The organism is Pantoea brenneri (assembly GCF_038594305.1).
GTDB classification, from domain to species: domain Bacteria; phylum Pseudomonadota; class Gammaproteobacteria; order Enterobacterales; family Enterobacteriaceae; genus Pantoea; species Pantoea brenneri.
In genome coordinates this window covers 412407-433785 of the sequence record NZ_JBCGBG010000003.1, presented here as the reverse complement: position 1 = coordinate 433785, position 21379 = coordinate 412407, and the positions used below count along the sequence as shown (strand labels likewise).

Annotated in this window: 18 protein-coding genes and 1 riboswitch; of the genes, 10 read left to right on the top strand and 8 right to left on the bottom strand. The window is 57.0% G+C overall.

From position 1 onward, the window contains the following. Positions 1 to 14 precede the first annotated feature (14 nt). The 6 genes from ftsL to ilvI form a co-directional block, all read right to left on the bottom strand. Positions 15 to 335 carry a cell division protein FtsL gene (gene ftsL / locus AABB92_RS15520; RefSeq protein ID WP_031375982.1) on the bottom strand — a complete coding sequence of 107 codons (321 nt, stop codon included), beginning with the start codon at positions 333 to 335 and terminating at the stop codon, positions 15 to 17. Then, a complete protein-coding gene (gene rsmH / locus AABB92_RS15515; protein ID WP_031375983.1) occupies positions 332 to 1273 on the bottom strand; it encodes a 16S rRNA (cytosine(1402)-N(4))-methyltransferase RsmH in 942 nt (313 codons plus the stop codon). Before rsmH ends, ftsL begins: the two co-directional genes overlap by 4 nt. A 2-nt stretch (positions 1274 to 1275) precedes the next feature. Continuing rightward, positions 1276 to 1734: a division/cell wall cluster transcriptional repressor MraZ gene (gene mraZ, locus AABB92_RS15510; protein ID WP_031375984.1), complete on the bottom strand. Its 459-nt coding sequence runs from the start codon at positions 1732 to 1734 to the stop codon at positions 1276 to 1278. A 497-nt stretch (positions 1735 to 2231) separates the two neighbouring features. Beyond that, entirely contained in the window at positions 2232 to 3242 is a 1011-nt protein-coding gene (gene cra / locus AABB92_RS15505; protein ID WP_031375985.1) for a catabolite repressor/activator, read from the bottom strand. Positions 3243 to 3438: 196 nt separating this feature from the next. Next, entirely contained in the window at positions 3439 to 3930 is a 492-nt protein-coding gene (gene ilvN / locus AABB92_RS15500) for an acetolactate synthase small subunit (protein ID WP_010253849.1), read from the bottom strand. 2 nt (positions 3931 to 3932) lie between these two features. Then, positions 3933 to 5657 (bottom strand): acetolactate synthase 3 large subunit, encoded by a 1725-nt coding sequence (gene ilvI, locus AABB92_RS15495; protein ID WP_031375986.1) that lies wholly within the window; start codon positions 5655 to 5657, stop codon positions 3933 to 3935. A 718-nt stretch (positions 5658 to 6375) separates the two neighbouring features. Between ilvI and leuL the strand changes: the two genes are divergently transcribed. The 5 genes from leuL to leuD all read left to right on the top strand — a co-directional run bounded on the left by leuL (position 6376) and on the right by leuD (position 11239). Next, entirely contained in the window at positions 6376 to 6474 is a 99-nt protein-coding gene (gene leuL, locus AABB92_RS23480) for a leu operon leader peptide (RefSeq protein ID WP_193387671.1), read from the top strand. 88 nt (positions 6475 to 6562) lie between these two features. Then, the gene (leuA, locus tag AABB92_RS15490) at positions 6563 to 8125 is read left to right on the top strand and encodes a 2-isopropylmalate synthase (protein ID WP_046289188.1); all 1563 of its coding nucleotides are present in this window, start codon (positions 6563 to 6565) and stop codon (positions 8123 to 8125) included. A 2-nt stretch (positions 8126 to 8127) separates the two neighbouring features. Beyond that, positions 8128 to 9219, top strand: a complete 1092-nt coding sequence (leuB, locus tag AABB92_RS15485; protein ID WP_046289187.1) for a 3-isopropylmalate dehydrogenase — start codon at positions 8128 to 8130, stop codon at positions 9217 to 9219. 4 nt (positions 9220 to 9223) lie between these two features. Continuing rightward, a complete protein-coding gene (gene leuC / locus AABB92_RS15480) occupies positions 9224 to 10630 on the top strand; it encodes a 3-isopropylmalate dehydratase large subunit (protein ID WP_031375987.1) in 1407 nt (468 codons plus the stop codon). A 3-nt stretch (positions 10631 to 10633) separates the two neighbouring features. Then, the gene (gene leuD, locus AABB92_RS15475) at positions 10634 to 11239 is read left to right on the top strand and encodes a 3-isopropylmalate dehydratase small subunit (RefSeq protein WP_031375988.1); all 606 of its coding nucleotides are present in this window, start codon (positions 10634 to 10636) and stop codon (positions 11237 to 11239) included. 253 nt (positions 11240 to 11492) lie between these two features. On the opposite strand, the gene AABB92_RS15470 is transcribed toward leuD, so the two are convergent. Beyond that, positions 11493 to 12671, bottom strand: a complete 1179-nt coding sequence (locus AABB92_RS15470) for an MFS transporter (protein ID WP_031375989.1) — start codon at positions 12669 to 12671, stop codon at positions 11493 to 11495. 253 nt (positions 12672 to 12924) lie between these two features. On the opposite strand from AABB92_RS15470, the gene sgrR reads away from it, so the two are divergent. From sgrR to thiQ, 4 genes are all read left to right on the top strand, one after another. Then, positions 12925 to 14586, top strand: a complete 1662-nt coding sequence (gene sgrR / locus AABB92_RS15465; protein ID WP_046289186.1) for an HTH-type transcriptional regulator SgrR — start codon at positions 12925 to 12927, stop codon at positions 14584 to 14586. Between the two features lie 35 nt (positions 14587 to 14621). Further along, a riboswitch (TPP riboswitch) is annotated at positions 14622 to 14724 on the top strand. 45 nt (positions 14725 to 14769) lie between these two features. Further along, positions 14770 to 15756 carry a thiamine ABC transporter substrate binding subunit gene (gene thiB / locus AABB92_RS15460; protein WP_046289185.1) on the top strand — a complete coding sequence of 329 codons (987 nt, stop codon included), beginning with the start codon at positions 14770 to 14772 and terminating at the stop codon, positions 15754 to 15756. Further along, positions 15732 to 17342: a thiamine/thiamine pyrophosphate ABC transporter permease ThiP gene (gene thiP / locus AABB92_RS15455; RefSeq protein WP_031375990.1), complete on the top strand. Its 1611-nt coding sequence runs from the start codon at positions 15732 to 15734 to the stop codon at positions 17340 to 17342. Before thiB ends, thiP begins: the two co-directional genes overlap by 25 nt. Next, positions 17326 to 18027: a thiamine ABC transporter ATP-binding protein ThiQ gene (thiQ, locus tag AABB92_RS15450; RefSeq protein ID WP_031375991.1), complete on the top strand. Its 702-nt coding sequence runs from the start codon at positions 17326 to 17328 to the stop codon at positions 18025 to 18027. Before thiP ends, thiQ begins: the two co-directional genes overlap by 17 nt. Before the next feature lie 7 nt (positions 18028 to 18034). Here the strand turns inward: thiQ and AABB92_RS15445 are convergent, their stop codons facing one another. Next, entirely contained in the window at positions 18035 to 18799 is a 765-nt protein-coding gene (locus AABB92_RS15445; RefSeq protein ID WP_031375992.1) for a DedA family protein, read from the bottom strand. Between the two features lie 171 nt (positions 18800 to 18970). Between AABB92_RS15445 and polB the strand changes: the two genes are divergently transcribed. Continuing rightward, on the top strand, positions 18971 to 21331 hold the full coding sequence (polB, locus tag AABB92_RS15440) for a DNA polymerase II (RefSeq protein ID WP_031375993.1): 2361 nt from the start codon (positions 18971 to 18973) through the stop codon (positions 21329 to 21331). Positions 21332 to 21379 lie beyond the last annotated feature (48 nt).

The following is a 21379-nucleotide window of genomic DNA, read 5'->3' as shown; positions in this document are numbered from 1 at the left end:
GCTATCTGAGGTCCTTATTTCTGCACCACAATATTTTCTTGTGAAGGATCAACATGCTGCAATTGCAACTTCTCGGTTGCGATTCGTTCAACACGACTGTGATCGCCCAGGGCGTTCTCTTCCAGGATCAGGTTGCGCCATTCGATATCCAGCGCATCCCGCTCCAGTACCAGCTGTTCACGTTGCGCCGTCAGCAAGCGCGTTTTGTGCGTGGTGGTGACCACCAGTACCGCAGAAACCAGCACGGCGATCAGCAGCAACACCGGAATCTTGCCTTTCCGCAGCAGATCGCCGCCAATCACGCCAGGCAGGCTGTGGCGCTCATTACCGATCATGCGTCGGTCTTCTCCGCGATTCGTAGTACCGAGCTGCGCGCGCGTGGGTTCTCAGCCACTTCAGCCTCGCCCGGCGACAGTTTGCCCAGCAACTTCAGTTCTCGTCCGCCCAGCGCGCGTAACTGCTGTTCCGTCATTGGCAATCCAGCTGGCACCTGCGGCCCGCGGCTCTGATCGCGCATAAAGCGCTTCACCAGCCGATCTTCCAGTGAGTGGAAGCTGATGACCGACAGACGTCCCTGCGGTGCCAGCACCTCAACCGCGCCTTTCAGCGCAATGTCGATCTCTTCCAGTTCACTGTTGATCCAGATTCGAATCGCCTGGAAGCTGCGCGTCGCCGGATGCTTAAATTTATCTTTCACCGGCGTGGCGATGGCGATCACCTCAGCCAGCTCTTTGGTGCGTGTCATCGGCTGCTCGCGGTTGCGCTCAACAATGGCGCGGGCGATACGTTTGGCGAAACGCTCTTCGCCATAGGTCTTCAGCACGAAAGCGATGTCGGCTTCTTCAGCGTGGAGCAACCACTCAGCGGCGGAATGACCCCGCGACGGGTCCATTCGCATATCCAGTGGTCCGTCGCGCATAAAGGAGAAGCCGCGTTCGGCATCATCCAGCTGCGGCGACGACACGCCTAAATCCAGTAAAATGCCGTCAATTTTGCCGACTAATCCCCGTTCAGAAACGTACTCCGCCAGCGCGGAAAAAGGACCATGAATAATGGAGAAGCGCGGATCGGTGATCTCAGCGGCCGCGGCAATAGCTTGCGGGTCACGATCGATAGCGATGAGCTTTCCCTTCGCCCCAAGCTGCGAAAGAATTAAGCGCGAATGACCGCCACGACCGAATGTGCCGTCGATGTAAATCCCGTCTTCCCTGATATTGAGGCCGTTAACCGCCTCATCCAACAGCACGGTGGTATGTTTAAAATTTTCCTGCATAGCTATAGCGACAAGTCCTGCAACCGCTCAGATAAAGGCTCCTGAGCCGACTGTTCTGCGTCAATATCGTCCCTGACTTGTTGATACCAGGTCTGTTCATCCCACAGTTCAAACTTATTGAACTGTCCAACCAGCATCACTTCTTTGGTTAATTTAGCGTGTTGGCGAAGCGTATTCGCCAGCAACAAGCGCCCTGCATTATCCATCTGACACTCACTGGCATGGCCCAGTAACAGGCGCTGCACGCGGCGCTCAAGTGGATTAATACTGGATAAGCGGGCCAGCTTTTTTTCAATGATTTCCCATTCGGGCAGGGTATAAAGCAACAGGCATGGCTGGTGGAGGTCGATGGTACAGACCATCTGCCCCTGAGACTCGCTGTTCAGTAAATCGCGATATCGCGTTGGTACTGCGAGCCGCCCTTTACTGTCGAGATTGACTAACGTTGCTCCGCGGAACATGCCAGCCTTACCCCCCGCTCACCCATTTGCGCCACTTTATCCCACTTTTTACCACGAAACGAGTTTAAGGACCCGATGAAATCCTTGTCAAGCCGGAGCGGCAGTTGAATATCACTATTTGCAGACCGGTGAATTAGCGTCTGGCGACGTTATATTCAAATAAAAGGCAAAAATAAAAATTAAGCTGATGAATACCTGAATAAAAATAGCGGGCCGGGGAAAAACGGCTAAAAATGAAACAATGTAAAGCGCTAAATATTTATCGCAGTTTCTGAGACAGCGGCGGCATTTTAGGGGATTTCTTAAAGGAAGCCCAGCGGCTTCAGGCGGGACGGGAACAGAAGGTTTGTTGAAGTTGTAAACAAATAATAAAAAATAAAGCTTTTTGATTTGTTAGATTCAGTGAGCAGAATTTACGCTTTTTTACCTCCTCCCGCTATCAGAACCGCCAAAGGCCACAATTTAAAACAGGCGGGCAGCTTAATACTGCCCGTCACTCATTTAACTTTTCGGCTTAATTGTCCGCGACGGTATAAATTACGCCGGATGCGGGTTAACCCCGGTTTCGGTTTTCTCGGTTCGTCTAAGGAGGCTAAAACTAATTCCAGTACCCGCTCCGCCACGTCACGATGGCGCTGACCCACCGCCAGCACCGGACACTCAAGAAAGTCCAGTAATTCGTGGTCGCCAAAGGTCGCGATAGCCAGCTCGGTCGGGAGCCGTCCGTCACGTTTCAGCGTCACATCCATCACGCCCTGTAGCAGGCCAAACGACGTGGTGAACAGCGCCTCAGGCATCGGATGATCTTCAAGGTACTTTTCGAACAGCGCCGCAGCAGCGGTACGCTCAAAACTGTTGCAGTAGATGTAGTCGATTGGACGACTATCCTCTTTCCACGCGTCGCGGAAGCCCATCTCACGCAGGAAACTGACCGACAGTTCGGGTAGCGCGCCGAGAAACAGCACATTTTTAACCTCGAGCTGACGTAATTCGGCGGCCAGCGTATAGGCATCATCCTGATCGGCACCCACCACGCTGGTGAAGTGCTCGCGATCGAGGGCGCGGTCTAAGGCGATGATGGGCAGAGGATCGTTGATCCAGCGCTGATAAAAAGGATGCTCTGGCGGTAATGAAGTAGAAACGATGATCGCATCAACCTGCCGTTGCAGCAGATGCTCAATGCAGCGCATCTCATTATCCGGCTGATCTTCTGAACAGGCGATCAGCAACTGATAACCCCGCTGCCGTGCCTGACGCTCAAGATAATTCGCGATGCGGGTATAGCTGGTATTTTCCAGATCGGGAATGACTAAGCCAATGGAACGGGTGCGCCCGGCGCGCAGTCCGGCCGCCACTGCATTCGGGTGGTAATTGTGCTCACGCACCACCGCCATCACTTTCTCAACGGTTTTGTCGCTGACACGATACTGCCGCGCTTTGCCATTAATCACATAACTGGCCGTGGTACGCGACACGCCCGCCAGACGCGCAATTTCATCCAGTTTCACGATAACCCTCAATCAAAGCCGTTCGCACGACTAAAATAGCCGCAGTTAAGCTATGGACAACTCATGGTTATCATCTAACAGCAGAAAAGTGCGCGGAGCAACCGCTTTTCTGAATGTAACTGGTCTGGCGCATAAAAAATAAAAAAACCCGGCATTTCGCCGGGTTAGAGTCATCCTGAGTGATTACGCAAGGTGATTAACGCATGATGCGATCGCCACGCGACACCCCGACGATTCCGGAGCGTGCCACTTCGACAATCTCCGCCACATCGCGCACGGTATTCAGGAATGCGTCCAGTTTGTCGCTGGTGCCGGCAAGCTGAACCGTATACAGCGTCGGGGTCACATCAATAATCTGGCCCCGGAAGATTTCCGCATTGCGCTTCACCTCTTCCCGGCCGTAGCCGCTGGCCTGAATTTTCACCAGCATAATTTCACGCTCAACGTACGCGCCCTGCCCCAGTTCGGTCACGCGCAGCACATCAACCAGCTTGTGCAGCTGCTTCTCGATCTGCTCCAGCACCTTCTGATCGCCGACGGTCTGTATCGTCATTCGCGATAGCGTCGGATCGTCCGTTGGCGCAACGGTCAGGCTTTCGATGTTATAGCCACGCTGTGAGAACAGGCCGACCACGCGGGATAATGCGCCGGATTCGTTCTCCAGCAGAACCGATAAAATGCGACGCATAGTTATGTCCTCTCCGTTTTGCTTAACCACATCTCATCCATGCTGCCACCGCGAATCTGCATCGGATAAACGTGCTCACTGCCGTCGACGGTGACATCCACAAATACCAGCCGTCCCTGCGCCAGTGTTTCCAGCGCCAGCGTCAGCTTCTCTTCCAGCTCCGCCGGATGCTCAATGGCGATTCCGACATGCCCATAGGCTTCTGCCAGACGGACAAAATCAGGCAGCGATTCCATATAAGACTGGGAGTGGCGGCCGGAATAGATCATGTCCTGCCACTGTTTCACCATGCCGAGGAAACGGTTGTTAAGGTTCAGCACCAGCACCGGCAGATTGTACTGCAGCGCGGTCGACAGCTCCTGAATGTTCATCTGGATACTGCCGTCGCCGGTGACACAAATAACGGTTTCATCCGGCAACGCCATTTTCACGCCGAGCGCGGCAGGCAGGCCAAAGCCCATGGTGCCGAGACCGCCGGAGTTGATCCAGCGACGCGGCTTATCAAACTGGTAGTACAGCGCCGCAAACATCTGATGCTGACCGACGTCAGAGGTGACATAAGCGTCGCCTTTGGTCAGGCGGCAGATGGTTTCAATAACCGCCTGCGGCTTAATTTTTGCGCTGGTACGATCAAATTCCAGGCACTGACGGCTGCGCCAGCTTTCAATCGATTGCCACCAGTCACGCAGGCTGTCGAGCGGCTGTTTGCTGTCAGTCTGGGCCAGTAGCTCCAGCATCTGCTGCAGCACCTGGCGGGCATCGCCAACGATCGGGATATCGGCCGCCACCGTTTTTGAGATGGAGGTGGGATCGATATCAATGTGCATCACCGTGGCATCCGGGCAATATTTTGCCAGGTTGTTAGTGGTACGATCATCAAAGCGAACCCCAACGCCGAAAATCAGGTCGGCATTGTGCATGGTCATATTGGCTTCGTAGGTGCCGTGCATCCCCAGCATGCCGACGCATTGACGGTGAGTACCAGGAAACGCGCCCAGCCCCATCAGCGAGGTGGTGACCGGGATGTTCAGGCTCTCCGCCAGCTGCAGCAGTTCCGCCTCACAGCCTGAGGTGATCGCGCCGCCACCGACGTAGATCACTGGCTTATGGGCTGCCAGCAGCGTATTCAATGCACGTTTGATCTGCCCTTTGTGCCCCTGAATCGTTGGATTGTAAGAGCGCATGCTCACTTCTTCCGGCCAGTGATAAGGCAGTTTATTGGCCGGATTAAGAATGTCTTTTGGCAGATCGATCACCACCGGCCCCGGACGTCCGCTCGACGCCAGCCAGAACGCCTTTTTCAGCACGGTCGGGATCTCTTCGGTGTTTTTCACCAGGAAACTGTGTTTCACCACCGGACGGGAGATGCCGACCATGTCGCACTCCTGAAAGGCGTCATAGCCGATCAGCGACGAAGGCACCTGCCCCGACAGAATCACCAGCGGGATTGAATCCATATAGGCCGTGGCGATACCGGTAATCGCATTGGTGGCGCCGGGTCCGGACGTCACCAGCACCACGCCGACTTCGCCGGTCGCGCGCGCCAGGCCATCGGCCATGTGCACCGCGCCCTGTTCATGGCGCACCAGAACGTGGTCGATTCCCCCGACCGTTTGCAGCGCGTCGTAAATATCCAACACCGCGCCACCCGGATAACCGAATACCTGCTTAACGCCCTGATCGATTAACGAACGGACGACCATTTCGGCTCCTGACAACATCTCCATCTTCTGCCTCCAGGCGTGAGGGCCAGGCTGCGTTAACGCGCGTGGTGCGTTACGTCATCCAGGCACCTGCTTTGCCAATGTAAGATCAAAACCTTATGTTTATGCCCGCATGGCGGAAACGCGTTCCGCCCTGCGGATACAGAGAAATCTGTTGAGTTCATTGTTTTGAGAGTAGGACGATTACCATAACCGCAGTTAACCTGGCAGGCAAACCGCAAACTCGCGCAAATTAAACCGCGCCAACGTAAAGGCTCTGCGCGATAAGAAAGGGCTACGCGGAATACACTAATCACGTCGCATAACCGCAGAGGAAAATGCTGGCGATGAAATTATTTTCAGCGTGATCTAAGAAATAGCGAAAAGTTATTGCCGCTTACCGCAGCCCACAATTTGCTGTGGCATTTCTTTTCTGGCGTAATTAACCTTAAAATCATTAAAGTTCATACGATTATGCTGAAGCAGCGAAAATAAATCCGGTTACTCCGACTGAAAGATAAATTATAAAACCCTTTAATTTCAGTGAATTAATAAAATACAAAGCCACAGCCAGCCGCCACCGATCGTCTGTTTTAACCCGCGCCGCGTGCGCAGTTGTTCAATACGCTGGCTGGCCGATATCTGACAGAATATTTTCCTTATTTAGCCGCATAAATAGCCCTTCATTGAAGGTTGACATCCCACCGGGATTCCAGTACCAATATGTGCAGCACACAATTTTATGAGGTTTGAATCCATGTTTCGTTCTTCTCGCCTACTCGGTCTACTACTAAACGCATTCAGTTTGCGCGGTAGACTTGTGGGCGGAATCAAACACTGATTCAAACCTGCTGAAAGTTAAAAACCCGCGCCTGTCGCGGGTTTTTTTATGCTCGTTGCAAGGCAAGAAATGCATAAGGATGAATACGATGAGCCAGCAAGTCATTATTTTCGATACCACTCTGCGCGACGGTGAACAGGCATTACAGGCCAGCCTGAGTGTGAAAGAAAAATTGCAGATTGCGTTAGCGCTGGAGCGCATGGGCGTAGACGTGATGGAAGTCGGTTTTCCGGTTTCCTCACCCGGTGATTTTGAATCTGTACAAACCATTGCGCGGACCATCAAAAACAGCCGGGTTTGCGGCCTGGCGCGCTGTGTAGAAAAAGATATCGACGCCGCCTACGAGTCACTGCGCGTTGCCGACGCCTTCCGTATTCATACCTTTATCGCCACCTCACCGATGCACATCGCCACCAAACTGCGCAGCACGCTGCCCGAGGTCATTGAGCGTGCAGTGAAGATGGTGAAACGCGCCCGTAACTACACCGACGACGTTGAGTTTTCCTGTGAAGACGGTGGCCGTACCCCGATTGACGATCTGTGCCGGATGGTTGAAGCGGCAATTAATGCCGGTGCCCGTACCATTAACATCCCGGATACCGTCGGCTATACCCTGCCGGGTGAATATGCCCACATCATCAGCCAGTTGATTCAGCGCGTACCGAACATCGATAAAGCGATTCTGTCAGTGCATACCCATGATGACCTGGGCATGGCGACCGGTAATGCGCTGGCTGCGGTTCAGGCGGGCGCCCGCCAGGTTGAAGGCACGCTGAATGGATTGGGTGAACGTGCCGGTAACTGTGCGCTGGAAGAGGTGATCATGGCGATCAAAACCCGCCAGCAGATCATGAATGTCCACACCAATATCAATCATCAGGAAATCTACCGCACCAGCCAGATGGTCAGTCAGATCTGTAATATGCCGATCCCGGCTAACAAAGCAGTGGTCGGCTCAAACGCCTTTGCCCACTCCTCTGGTATTCACCAGGATGGCGTGCTGAAGAACCGCGAGAACTATGAAATCCTGACCCCTGAATCGATTGGCCTGCACAAAATCCAGCTCAACCTGACCTCTCGTTCTGGCCGCGCCGCGGTTAAACACCGTATGGAAGAGATGGGCTATGCAGAGCACGATTACAATCTGGATACCCTGTACGACGCCTTCCTGAAGCTGGCCGATAAAAAAGGTCAGGTATTTGATTACGACCTGGAAGCGCTGGCCTTCATCAATAAACAGAATGAAGAGCCGGAATATTTCCAGCTGAACGAATTCAACGTCCAGACCGGTTCGAGCATTACCGCCACGGCCTCGGTCAATCTGGGCTGCGGCGAGAGCACCAAATCAGATGCCGCCACCGGCAATGGTCCGGTTGACGCCGTTTATCAGGCGATCAATCGCATCACCCAGCTGGATGCAGAACTGGTTAACTACAAACTGACCGCGAAGGGCCACGGCGAAAATGCGCTGGGTCAGGTGGATATCGTGGTGAGCTACAACAACCGTAAATTCCACGGCGTCGGTCTGGCGACCGATATCGTCGAATCTTCTGCCAAAGCGATGGTTAACGCCCTGAATAACATCTGGCGTGCCAGACAGGTTGAACAAGAATTGCAGCGCAAATTTAAAGATCAGAAGGAAACGGTATAACTATGTCCAGCTCTTCCCATATTGCAGTTTTATCGGGTGACGGTATCGGCCCGGAAGTGATGGCGCAGGCAATGAAGGTGTTAGATGCGATTCGTCAACGCTTCGACATGCGCATCACTACCAGCGAATACGCGGTTGGAGGCATCGCCATCGATCAACACGGCGAGCCGTTACCGCCAGCTACCGTGGCAGGCTGTGAGCAGGCCGATGCTATTCTGTTCGGTTCGGTTGGCGGGCCAAAGTGGGAACACTTACCGCCAGCATCTCAGCCTGAACGTGGTGCGCTGTTGCCGTTGCGTAAACACTTCCGTCTGTTCAGCAATCTGCGTCCGGCAGCACTCTACAGTGGACTGGAAGCTTTTTGCCCGCTGCGCAGCGACATCGCCGCCCGCGGCTTCGACATTCTGTGCGTACGTGAACTGACTGGCGGCATCTACTTCGGCCAGCCGAAAGGCCGCGAAGGCAGCGGTCCGCACGAGCGGGCATTCGATACCGAGGTTTACCACCGTTTCGAAATCGAACGCATCGCCCGCATCGCGTTTGAGTCGGCGCGCAAACGTCGTCATAAAGTGACCTCAATCGATAAAGCCAACGTGTTGCAGACCTCGGTAATGTGGCGCGAGATCGTCAACGAGGTTGCTAAAGATTATCCGGATGTACAGCTGAGCCACATGTATATCGACAATGCCACCATGCAGCTGATCAAAGACCCGTCGCAGTTTGACGTGCTGCTCTGCTCTAACCTGTTCGGTGACATTCTCTCTGATGAGTGCGCCATGATCACTGGCTCAATGGGCATGCTGCCTTCCGCCAGCCTGAATGAAGAGGGTTTTGGTCTGTTTGAACCGGCCGGTGGCTCTGCGCCAGACATTGCGGGCCAGAACATCGCCAACCCGGTGGCGCAGATCCTGTCACTGGCGTTGCTGTTACGTTACAGCCTGAATGCCGATGACGCCGCCGACAGCATTGAGCGCGCCATCAGCCGGGCGCTGGAAGAGGGCTACCGCACCAAAGATTTAGCCGGCGACGGCCCTGCGGTCAGCACCGATGAGATGGGCAGCATCATTGCCCGCTTTATCGCCGAGGAAAAATAAAATAATGAAAACCTTATACCAGAAGTTATTTGATGCACATGTCGTCCACGAAGCGCCAGATGAAACGCCATTACTCTACATCGATCGTCATCTGATCCATGAAGTGACCTCGCCACAGGCGTTTGATGGCCTGCGCGCGCACGGACGTAAAGTCCGTCAGCCTGAAAAAACCTTCGCCACCATGGATCACAACGTCTCAACCCAGACCAAAGATATCAACGCATCGGGTGAGATGGCGCGTATTCAGATGCAGGAGCTGATGAAAAACTGCGCCGAGTTTGGCGTCCAGCTGTATGACCTGAATCACCCGTTCCAGGGCATCGTTCACGTTATCGGTCCTGAGCAGGGTATGACCCTGCCGGGCATGACCATCGTCTGCGGCGACTCGCACACCGCCACACACGGCGCGTTTGGCTCGCTGGCCTTTGGTATCGGCACCTCAGAAGTCGAGCATGTGTTTGCCACCCAGACGCTGAAACAGGGTCGGGCGAAAACCATGAAGATTGAAGTGCTGGGCGAAGCCGCGACCGGCATCACCGCCAAAGATATCGTGCTGGCGATCATCGGCAAAACCGGCAGCGCGGGCGGTACCGGTCACGTAGTGGAGTTCTGCGGTCCGGCGATTGAAGCGCTGAGCATGGAAGGCCGTATGACCCTGTGCAATATGGCGATTGAGATGGGTGCCAAAGCGGGCCTGGTCGCGCCGGATGAGACCACATTCAACTACCTGAAAGGCCGTCAGTTCTCGCCAAAGGGTGAGAAATGGGAACAGGCTGTGGCCTACTGGCGTACCCTGAAGTCAGATGAAGGCGCGAAATTTGATGCAGTCGTCACTCTGCACGCAGAAGAGATCGCTCCTCAGGTCACCTGGGGTACCAATCCGGGTCAGGTGATTGCCGTCGATCAGGTGATCCCGAATCCCGCCTCGTTCGCCGATCCGGTCGAACGCGCCTCGGCGGAGAAAGCGCTGGCCTACATGAACCTGCAGCCGGGCATTAAACTGACCGATGTGGCGATTGATAAGGTGTTTATCGGCTCCTGCACCAACTCACGCATTGAGGATCTGCGCGCTGCCGCCGCCATCGCCAAAGGCCGCAAAGTCGCGCCTGGCGTGATTGCCATGGTGGTGCCAGGTTCCGGTCCGGTCAAAGCTCAGGCTGAAGCCGAAGGTCTGGATAAAATCTTCCTCGACGCTGGCTTTGAATGGCGTCTGCCCGGCTGTTCAATGTGTCTGGCGATGAATAATGACCGTCTGAATCCAGGCGAGCGTTGCGCCTCAACCAGCAACCGTAATTTTGAAGGTCGTCAGGGCCGCGGTGGCCGGACCCATTTAGTCAGCCCGGCGATGGCCGCCGCCGCCGCCGTTTCCGGCCATTTTGCCGATATCCGTCAACTGACGACAGGAGCTTAACCGATGGCGAATAAATTCACCCAGCACACCGGTATTGTTGCGCCACTGGATGCGGCTAACGTCGATACCGATGCCATTATTCCTAAGCAGTTTTTGCAGAAAGTAACCCGCACCGGTTTCGGCCAGCACCTGTTCCACGACTGGCGTTTTGAAGATGATGCCGGCACCGTACCGACGCCCGGTTTTGTGCTCAACAAGCCCGAGTTCAAAGGCGCCAGCATCCTGCTGGCGCGTGAAAACTTCGGCTGCGGCTCATCACGTGAGCATGCGCCCTGGGCGCTGACCGATTTCGGTTTCCACGTGGTGATTGCGCCGAGCTTCGCGGACATTTTTTACGGCAACAGCTTCAATAACCAGCTGTTGCCGGTGAAATTAAGCGAACAGGAAGTGGATGAGATGTTTAAACTGGTGGCGGCGCAACCCGGCATTCGCTTTACGGTCGATCTGGAAGCTCAGACGGTCACTGCGGGTGATAAAGTCTATCCGTTCGAACTCGACAGCTTCCGCCGCCACTGCATGATTAACGGCCTCGACAGTATTGGCCTGACGCTGCAACACGAAGCGTCGATCTCGCAATATGAGCAGAACCAGCCCGCCTTCCTGCGCTGATTGAGTCAAAGCAGGGCGACATCGGGTCGCCCTGCTGTTACTGACAACCTCTGCTCTGCCCCAGTGGTTAGACCGAGCCTGCGAAGGGAACACGGTCAGATCGGAAAGTCGCGTAAACCATCCCTGACCGCTCGTCCCGCGCCTTCCTCCTTTGCCGGTGTTCTCTGCGAATAGAGCTTGTCAGCTGCGGTCCGGTTCACCCGGATTTGGGTTTATCAGCACAATGAGGGCGGCATCCTGTCGCCCTTCTTCTTTATACGTTGCGTACCCGCGCTGACATAATAAAAGCCGCTATCGCCAGCACAAATGCCAGCCAGTAGACTGCTTCATGTCCCAGCCGCTCACTTAACGTTCCCTGAATAACCCCAGCCAGAATCATGCCGGTCGAGATCGAGTTGGTGAACATCGTTGTCGCGGCACCTGGCCGCCCCGGCATTAAATCCTGGAACCACAACATTCCGATGCCAGCGATAATCCCGACAAACACCGCATTAAACAGCTGTAGAACCATCAGTGAGGTGCGCGAGTTGAACAGCACCAGCCCGAGATAAAACAGCACCCCTGCCGCCACCGCCAGCAGCATCAGCCGCCGCTTGCCCAGCCTGCGGGCGTAATGCCCGGCCAGCAGCATCACCGGAATCTCCAGCCCGGCCGCGGTCCCCATCAGCAAACCGGCCAGCTTTTCCGGCAATCCCAGCGTGGTACTGATGTAGAGCGGCATGTCGATGATGTACATGGTGTTGCAGGTCCACATGGTCACCGAGGCCAGAAACAGCAGCCGCACATCCCGGTCACGCCAGCCGCTTAACGGCAGACCACCGCTTTGCAGCAGCGGCTCAGCACGCGGCACCGACGGCAGGGTAAACCACACCAGTACGATGCAGATCAGGAACAGCGCCGCCGCCACCATAAACAGCGTCACGAAACCGTAGTTCAGCGCCAGGGCGAACGACAGCGGCGGTCCGATCACCCACGCCAGCGACAGCTGCGCACGCATCACCGAACTGAACATCACCGCTTCCCGCGCCGACTGGTCAGCATATTCACGCGCCAGCGCGAACAGCTGCGGCATCGACACGCTGGCTAAGGCAGACAACAGCACCCCGAGGGTAATCAGCGTCAGATAATGACGGGTAAAGGCAAACAGCAGCGCATTGACCAGCGCCATCAGGCAGCAGAACAGAATGATGTTGCGGCGATCGCCGACGCTGTCCGATCGCTTTGCCACCAGCATGCTTACCACAATACCGGCCACCGCATTGATAGTGAAAAAAAGCCCGACCCAGAATGGGCGGGCCTGCACCTCACGGGTCAGAAACAGGCTGAGGGTCGGTGCCTGCAATGCGCCCGCCACACCGAGCATGAACGAGGCGACCATAAAAGCGAGGTAAACCGGATTGATGCGGCGCTGCCGCGTTAACAGCGATTTCATACCGAAATCCCTTACAGGATGAACAGGGGAAGAGAAGAAGCGTAGACGATACCGTGCGGCATGAAAAAAGCCAGCAGAGATCATCTGCTGGCGGTGTAATTGCACCCTACTCAGAAAAGCATCCCGCTGAACAGCGGCATGAGGGTCGAACGCCATTCATAGCTGAATGCCTCCCGCTCTTCCCATAGAGCAAAGTTTGCCCTTAAAATGAGGCAAGAAAAACAGAGCGCTTTTCACCGGGAGTTCCCCTTTTATGTCCTCATCTCGCCTGAAGCAGCAGTTCATACGCCTGTGGCAAAGCTGCCAGGGTCAGACGCAGGAGATCACCCTGAGTGAACTGGCTGACCTGCTACACTGTTCACGCCGTCATATGCGCAACTTACTCAACCGGATGCAGGCGGCTGGCTGGTTAATCTGGCAGGCCGAAGCCGGACGCGGTAAGCGCTCACAACTCACCTTCTGCTACACCGGACTGGCGCTACAGCAGCAGCGCGCTGAGGATCTGCTGGATCAGGATCGCATCGATCAGCTGGTGCAGCTGGTCGGCGATAAGAATCAGGTCAGGCAGATGATTGGTGCTCACCTTGGCCGCAGTTTCCGTCAGGGAAAACACATTCTGCGGGTGCTTTACTACCGCCCGCTGCTGAATCTGCTGCCGGGCTCCGCCCTGCGCCGCTCCGAAACCCATATTGCCCGTCAGATTTTTAATGGCCTGACGCGCATAAATGAGGAAAACGGGGAAATTGAGGCCGATATTGCCCACCACTGGCAGCAGACTTCCCCGCTCCACTGGCGCTTCTTTCTGCGTCCGGCGATTCGCTTTCATCATGGCCGCGAACTGGAGATGGCCGATGTTATCGCCACGCTGGAACGTCAGCGTCAGCAGCCGCTGTTTTCCCATATTCAACAGCTCGACTCGCCCGCTCCGTGGACGCTGGATATCACCTTAAGCCAGCCCGACGACTGGTTACCCTGGTTGCTGGCCAGCGTCAGCGCGATGATCCTGCCACGCGAATGGCCCACGCAGCCTGACTTTGCCCGCCAGCCGATCGGCACCGGTCCTTACAGCGTGATCCGTAATCAGGAAAGTCAGCTGAAGATAGAAGCCTTTGATGATTACTTTGGCTTTCGCGCGCTGATTGATGACGTCTCTATCTGGGTATTGCCGGATATCAGCGATGAGCTGGTCTACGCGGGCGTGCGCCTGCAGGGCGACGGCGCGGATGAGATCCAGGAAGAGAGCCGGCTGGAAGAAGGCTGCTACTATTTGTTGTTCGATCAGCGTTCGGAAAAAGGCCGTGACGAGGCGATACGGCGCTGGGTCAGCTATCTGTTTAATCCTATCGCCCTGCTCAACCACGCCGGCGTCGGCTATCAGCGCTACTGGTTTCCGGCGTATGGTCTGTTGCCGCGCTGGCATCACCGCCGCGATCTGGCCCCGGTCGAAAAGCCGCCCGGCCTGACTCATCTGACGCTCACCTGGTACAGCCAGCACGTTGAGCACGAAGGGATCGCTAATGCGTTACGTCCGCTGCTGGCGCAGCACGGCGTCACGCTGGAGACGCGCGAGGTCAGTTACGAATGCTGGCATCAGGGCGACGCCGACAGCGACATCTGGCTCGGCAGCGTGAACTTCACACTGCCATTGGCCTGGTCGCTGTTCGCCCAGCTGTATGAGGTCCCGCTGCTGCATCACTGCCTGCCGATCGACTGGCACGCTGATGCCGCCCGCTGGCGTGAAAAAACGCTGCCGCTGGCCGAATGGAGCAAGCGGTTAGTGGAAGAGGCCGGTCTGCATCCGCTGTTCCATCACTGGCTGCTGCTTGAAGGTCAGCGCAGCATGCGCGGCGTGCGGATGAATACCCTCGGCTGGTTCGATTTTAAATCTGCCTGGTTTGCGCCGCCCGCGCTGTAACGCTTTCGCGCTGACGCTGAAATGACTAGAATGTGACGTTCTCAACGGGGTGCCGCCTGCTGACCGCAAACGGCTGAGAGAGACCCGTCGAACCTGATTCGGTTAATACCGACGTAGGGATTTGAGAGACCTGCTGCTCAGATCCTTTGCGACTCATCCCCTATTCTCCTGAAGGAGCGCAAAGTGTTTAACAAAGTTCTGCCACTGCTGCTGTTACTTTCCACCCCGGTACTGGCTGCCAAACCGGTTCTGACGGTTTACACCTACGACTCCTTCTCCGCTGACTGGGGCCCCGGTCCGGCGGTCAAAAAAGCCTTTGAAGCCCAGTGCGATTGCGAACTGAAATTTGTCACGCTGGAAGATGGCGTGTCGCTGCTGAATCGCGTGCGAATGGAAGGCAAAAACAGCAAAGCGGATGTGGTGCTGGGACTGGATAACAATCTGGTGCAGGCGGCGCAAAAAACCGGTCTGTTTGCCGCCAGCAAGGTCGATACCGCGCAGCTGACGCTGCCGGGCGGCTGGCACGACAGCACCTTTGTTCCGTTTGATTATGGCTATTTCGCCTTCGTCTATGACAAAACCCGCCTGAAAAATCCGCCGAAAAGCCTGAAAGAGCTGGTAGAGAGCCCGGAAAAATGGCGGGTCATCTATGAAGATCCGCGTACCAGTACCCCGGGATTAGGTCTGCTGCTGTGGATGCAGAAAGTCTATGGCGATCGGGCCCCGCAGGCATGGCAAAAGCTGGCGCAGAAAACCGTGACGGTAACCAAGGGCTGGAGTGAAGCCTACGGTCTGTTCCTGAAAGGCGAAGGCGATCTGGTGCTGAGCTATACCACCTCGCCGGCCTATCACATTATCGAAGAGAAAAAAGAGAACTACGCCGCCGCACCGTTTGCCGAAGGCCACTATCTGCAGGTCGAGGTTGCTGCGCAGTTAGCCAGCAGTAAACAGCCGAAACTGGCGCAGCAGTTCATGCAGTTTATGGTCTCGCCGGCGTTCCAGAACACCATCCCGACCGGCAACTGGATGTATCCGGTGATCGATACCACCCTGCCTGCTGGCTTCGCCACGCTGCAGGTGCCCGCCACCGCGCTGCACTATTCGCCGGAAGAGGTAGCCAGCCAGCGCTCTGGCTGGATTAGTCAGTGGCAACGCGCCGTCAGCCGCTAATGCCGCGCTGGCTGATCCCCGGTTCGCTCGCCACGCTGCTGTTAATCAGCGTGGCGCTGTTCGCCTTTATCTCACTGTGGAATGCCGCGCCGGTCACCGACTGGCGTAGCGTGCTGCTGGATGAGTACCTGCAACACGTTGTGGCGTTCTCCTTTGGTCAGGCGCTGCTCTCCGCCCTGCTGTCGCTGCTGCCTGCGGTGCCGCTGGCGCGCGCCCTCTATCGCCGCCGCTTTCCCGGCCGTCAGCTGTTGCTGCGTCTGTGCGCCATGACGCTGGTGCTGCCGGTGCTGGTGGCGGTGTTCGGCCTGCTGACGGTTTATGGCCGCGTCGGCTGGCTGGCACAGTTGTGTCAGTGGTTGGGCATCGACTATCACTTCTCGCCCTATGGATTGCAGGGCATTTTGCTGGCGCATGTCTTTTTTAACCTGCCGCTAGCTACGCGCCTGATGCTACAGGCGCTGGAGAGCATACCGGCGGAGCAGCGTCAGCTGGCCGCACAGCTTGATCTGCGCGGCTGGCACCACTTTCGCCTGCTGGAATGGCCGTGGTTGCGTCGTCAGCTGCTGCCGACCGGCGCGCTCATCTTTATGCTCTGCTTCGCCAGCTTCGCCACCGTGCTGTCGCTGGGCGGCGGCCCCCAGGCCACCACCATTGAACTGGCGATCTTTCAGGCACTCAGCTACGACTACGATCCCGGTCGCGCCGCATTGCTGGCGCTGATTCAGCTCAGCTGTTGCCTGACGCTGGTGCTGCTCAGCCAGCGATTCAGTAAAGCGATACCCGCCGGCACCAGCCAGCTGCACGGCTGGCGCGATCCGCAGGATTCGCGTCTGGCCCGGCTAACGGATGGGTTGCTGATTCTGCTGGCGTTACTGCTGCTGCTGCCGCCGCTGGCGGCGGTAGTGGTGGATGGCTTGCACGGCGGACTGCGCGGCGCACTGGCCCAGCCAGCGTTGTGGCAGGCGACCCTGACCTCATTGCGCATCGCGGTCGGTGCCGGCCTGCTGTGCGTGATACTGACGCTGATGCTGCTGTGGAGCAGTCGCGAATTGCGTCTGCGTCAGCGCCCGCTCGCCGCACAGCTGATCGACACCAGCGGCATGCTAATTCTGGCGATGCCCGGCATCGTGCTGGCGACCGGCTTCTTTCTGCTGTTTAACGCCACCGTTGGCCTGCCGGCGTCGGCAGACGGGCTGGTGATCTTCACTAATGCGCTGATCGCCATTCCCTATGCGCTGAAAGTGCTGGAAAACCCGATGCGTGACGTCGCCGAGCGCTACGGCAGGCTATGCGATTCACTGGATATCCACGGCTGGAACCGGCTGCGGTTGATAGAACTGCGTGCGCTGAAACGTCCGCTGGCACAGGCGCTGGCGTTTGCCTGCGTGCTGTCGATCGGTGATTTTGGCGTGGTGGCGCTGTTTGGCAATGCCGACTTCCGCACCCTGCCGTTCTACCTTTATCAACAGATCGGTGCCTATCGCGGTGCCGACGGTGCAGTGACCGCCCTGCTGCTGCTGCTGCTCTGTTTGTTGCTGTTCACCCTGATGGAAAAATTACCGGGCCGCCATGCTGACACTGAATAACCTTACTTACCTTTATCAGCATCTGCCGATGCGCTTCAGCCTGCACGCCGAACGTGGCGAGCGGCTGGCGATCCTCGGGCCAAGCGGTGCCGGAAAAAGTACGCTACTCAGCCTGATCGCCGGTTTTCTGCCGATCCGCCAGGGCACGCTGATGATTGATGGTCAGGATCATAGCCACAGCGTGCCAGCCAGACGGCCGGTATCGATGCTGTTTCAGGAGAACAATCTGTTTCCGCACCTCAGCGTGCAGCAGAACATGGCGCTGGGCTTGCACCCGGGATTGAAGCTCAACGCGGAGCAGCGCCAGCAGCTTGCTGCGCTAGCCGAACAGGTGGGATTAGGCGATCTGCTGGCGCGACTGCCGGGCGAATTGTCGGGGGGCCAGCGTCAGCGGGTGGCGTTGGCACGCTGTCTGCTGCGCGATCGCCCGGTGCTGCTGCTGGATGAGCCCTTTTCGGCGCTGGATCCGGCGCTGCGCAGCGAAATGCTGCAGCTGGTGCGCTCGGTGTGCGAAGCCCGCAGCATCACGCTGCTGATGGTGTCGCACAGTCTGGAAGATGCGCAACAGATCGCGCCGCGCAGCGTGGTAATTGTTGATGGACGGGTTTACTGGGACGGCGAGACCCGACAGTTGCTGTCGGGCGAGACGCGGGAGGCTGATGTCCTGGGCATCCCGCGCCGCTAACCGGTGATTATTCGAAAAAGACCTGCCACAGCAGATGACGGAAAATCGGCATCATCGGATGGAACTGAATGCCGACCAGGGCGGCGATGGCGATCACCAGCCCCAGCGGTCCCAGCCAGCGCAGTCGTTCCGGCGGCAGCCAGGCGGTCGCCCAATCCTGACTCTTGCCGCTGCGCCACCAGCGCCAGCCTAACCAGCCGCCCAGCCACACCACTATCGCTGCCGTCAGCAGCAGCCACTTAAAGTTACCGCCCTGCGCCGCCTCGGGCACATCGACTGCCACACCAGCCAGAATGCCGGGCAGCAGATAGAGCGGTGGCCACAGCAGGCAGCCAATCAGATTCGGCGGCAGGAATTTACGTACCGGCAATTCCAGCATACCGGCCGCCAGTGGGATCAGCGGGCGCGTCGGGCCGACAAAGCGTCCGACCAGAATGGTAAACATACTGTGCTGATGCAGCGCATGTTCGGTTTTATCCAGCAGCCCTTTGTACTTTTGCAGATACTTCCAGCGATGCAGCGGTCCCTGAAATTTCCAGCCGATACCGTAAGAGACCCAGTCGCCAATCAGGCAACCGGCAAACCCGGCCGCCCAGGCCGGATAGAGACCAATTTGTCCGCTCCCGACCAGCGCGCCCAGACTCGCCATCAGCACGGTTCCCGGCAGCAACAGCCCGACCAGCGCCAGAGATTCCAGAAAAGTGACCAGCGCAACCGCAAACAGCGCCCACTCCAGCGACTGCGTAAACAGGTGTTGAACCCAGGCTTCCATAAACTTCCTTAGAAAAAGCAGAAGGCTGGATTGTCCTGAGCCAGCCGCACAGCGTCAAGGCAAGAATTGTAGGACAATATTGACAAAAGCCAACCGCGGGAACTGTATAAATATCCATGTTATACTGAGCGGGTTTTATCACCGTTCAAAAATCCTGAGTCTGGAGACGATGTGAATAGGCCCCGCGCAGGTTTTCTGCTTACCCGCCACTGGCGCGACACCCCGCAAGGCAGTGAAATTGTTCTCTGGCTCGCCACCGATCAGGGTGCCCAGCGCGTGGTGCTGCCGGCTCAGGAGTCGGTCGCGTTTATTCCGCGTGAGTTTCAGTCTCAGGTCAGTGAGCTGCTGAAAGATGAGCGTCAGCTGCGCATCCAGCCGCTTGAACTGAAAGATTTCCGCCAGCGCCCGGTAGCCGGGATCTACTGCCGGCAGAATCGCCAGCTGCAACGCATCGAAAAGCTGCTGCGCGAACAGGGCATCCCGATCTATGAAGCCGATATCCGCCCGCCCGAGCGCTACCTGATGGAGCGCTTTATTACCGCGCCGGTCTGGTTTGACGGCGAGCCGCAGGGCGACAGCGTGGTAAATGCCCGGCTGAAACCGCATCCCGATTATCGGCCGCCGCTCAAGTGGGTTTCGCTGGACATTGAAACCACCCAACATGGCGAGCTTTACTGCATCGGGCTGGAGGGTTGCGGCCAGCGCCAGGTCTATATGCTGGGTCCGCCCAACGGCGATGCCAGCGCGCTCGATTTTGAGCTGATCTATCTGGAGACGCGGCCGCAGCTGCTTGAGGCGCTGAACCAGTGGTTCGCGCAGCACGACCCCGATGTGATCATTGGCTGGAACGTGGTGCAGTTTGATCTGCGGGTATTGCAGAAACATGCCGATCGCTACGCTATTCCGCTGCGTCTGGGCCGTCAGCAGACGACGCTGGAGTGGCGTGAGCACGGCTTTAAGCCCGGCATATTTTTCGCCCAACTCAGCGGCCGGCTGATCATTGACGGCATCGATGCGCTGAAATCCGCCTTCTGGGATTTCCCGTCATTCAGTCTGGAATCGGTGTCGCAGCAACTGTTGGGAGAAGGCAAGGCGATCGATAACCCGTGGCAGCGCATGGATGAGATCAACTGGCGCTTCGCCAATGATAAACCGGCTCTGGCGCGCTATAACCTGAAAGACTGCGAGCTGGTCACCCGGATTTTCCACAAAACGGCGATTATGCCGTTTCTGCTGGAGCGTGCGGCGGTGAATGGCCTGGCGGTCGATCGTCACGGCGGCTCCGTCGCGGCATTCAGCCATCTCTATATTCCGCGGATGCACCGCAGCGGATTTGTCGCGCCGAACCTCGGCGATGTGGCCCCGGAAGCCAGTCCCGGCGGTTACGTGATGGATTCGCGTCCGGGACTCTACGACTCGGTGCTGGTGCTGGATTACAAAAGCCTCTATCCGTCGATTATCCGTACCTTTCTGATCGATCCGGTTGGCCTGGTGGAAGGGCTGGCGCATCCTGACGATGCTGATTCGGTGGCCGGCTTTCGCGAAGCGCGCTTTTCCCGTCATACCCACTGCCTGCCCGCCATCGTTGAGCAGATCTGGCTGGGCCGCGAAGCCGCCAAACAGCAGGGCAACCAGCCGCTGTCGCAGGCGCTGAAGATTATCATGAACGCCTTTTATGGCGTGCTCGGCACCAGCGCCTGCCGCTTTTTCGATCCACGGCTCGCCTCTTCGATTACCCTGCGTGGCCATGCCATTATGCAGCAGACCCGCACGCTGATTGAGGAAGAAGGCTACGATGTGATTTACGGCGATACTGACTCGACCTTCGTCTGGCTGAAATCCGCCCACAGCGAGCAGGACGCCGCCGCGATTGGTCAGCAGCTGACGCAAAAAGTAAACGCCTGGTGGCGTGACCATCTGCAGCAGACTCAGGGGCTGACCAGCGCACTGGAGCTGGAGTATGAAAATCACTTCTGCCGTTTCCTGATGCCCACCATCCGTGGCGCCGAACAGGGCAGTAAAAAACGCTATGCCGGACTGATCCGTGAAGCGGCGGGCGAACGTATGGTGTTTAAGGGACTGGAATCCGTTCGCACCGACTGGACGCCGCTGGCACAGCAGTTTCAGCAGCAGCTCTACAGCCGTATTTTTCGCCGTGAGCCGTGGCAGGACTATATTCGCACCACCGTAGCGCAGCTGCTGGCCGGCGAACTCGACGATCAGCTGATTTATAAGAAACGTCTGCGCCGTCCGCTGATAGAGTATGAACGAAATGTGCCGCCGCACGTGCGCGCCGCCCGGCTGGCGGATGAGCAGAATCGCAAATTAAACCGGCCGTTGCAGTACCAGAAGGGGGGCCGGATTCGTTACGTGATGGCGACGGCTGGCCCGGAGCCGCTGGAGGCTCGCACCACGCCGCTGGATTATGATCACTACGTCAGTAAGCAGTTACAACCGGTTGCCGACGGCATTTTACCCTTCGTCGGAGGGGATTTTGCTACACTGATTACCGGGCAGTTGGGTCTTTTTTGACAGGTGACGAATGCCCTGCCATCCAGTACCATAGCGCCCTTCCTGAAA

Excerpts from the sequence above, each read along its gene's own strand:
- ftsL (WP_031375982.1), bottom strand. The coding sequence starts at position 335 with ATGATCGGTAATGAGCGCCACAGCCTGCCTGGCGTGATTGGCGGCGAT.
- rsmH (WP_031375983.1), bottom strand. The coding sequence starts at position 1,273 with ATGCAGGAAAATTTTAAACATACCACCGTGCTGTTGGATGAGGCGGTT.
- mraZ (WP_031375984.1), bottom strand. The coding sequence starts at position 1,734 with ATGTTCCGCGGAGCAACGTTAGTCAATCTCGACAGTAAAGGGCGGCTC.
- ilvN (WP_010253849.1), bottom strand. The coding sequence starts at position 3,930 with ATGCGTCGCATTTTATCGGTTCTGCTGGAGAACGAATCCGGCGCATTA.
- ilvI (WP_031375986.1), bottom strand. The coding sequence starts at position 5,657 with ATGGAGATGTTGTCAGGAGCCGAAATGGTCGTCCGTTCGTTAATCGAT.
- leuL (WP_193387671.1), top strand. The coding sequence starts at position 6,376 with ATGAGGTTTGAATCCATGTTTCGTTCTTCTCGCCTACTCGGTCTACTA.
- leuA (WP_046289188.1), top strand. The coding sequence starts at position 6,563 with ATGAGCCAGCAAGTCATTATTTTCGATACCACTCTGCGCGACGGTGAA.
- leuB (WP_046289187.1), top strand. The coding sequence starts at position 8,128 with ATGTCCAGCTCTTCCCATATTGCAGTTTTATCGGGTGACGGTATCGGC.
- leuC (WP_031375987.1), top strand. The coding sequence starts at position 9,224 with ATGAAAACCTTATACCAGAAGTTATTTGATGCACATGTCGTCCACGAA.
- leuD (WP_031375988.1), top strand. The coding sequence starts at position 10,634 with ATGGCGAATAAATTCACCCAGCACACCGGTATTGTTGCGCCACTGGAT.
- AABB92_RS15470 (WP_031375989.1), bottom strand. The coding sequence starts at position 12,671 with ATGAAATCGCTGTTAACGCGGCAGCGCCGCATCAATCCGGTTTACCTC.
- sgrR (WP_046289186.1), top strand. The coding sequence starts at position 12,925 with ATGTCCTCATCTCGCCTGAAGCAGCAGTTCATACGCCTGTGGCAAAGC.
- thiQ (WP_031375991.1), top strand. The coding sequence starts at position 17,326 with ATGCTGACACTGAATAACCTTACTTACCTTTATCAGCATCTGCCGATG.
- AABB92_RS15445 (WP_031375992.1), bottom strand. The coding sequence starts at position 18,799 with ATGGAAGCCTGGGTTCAACACCTGTTTACGCAGTCGCTGGAGTGGGCG.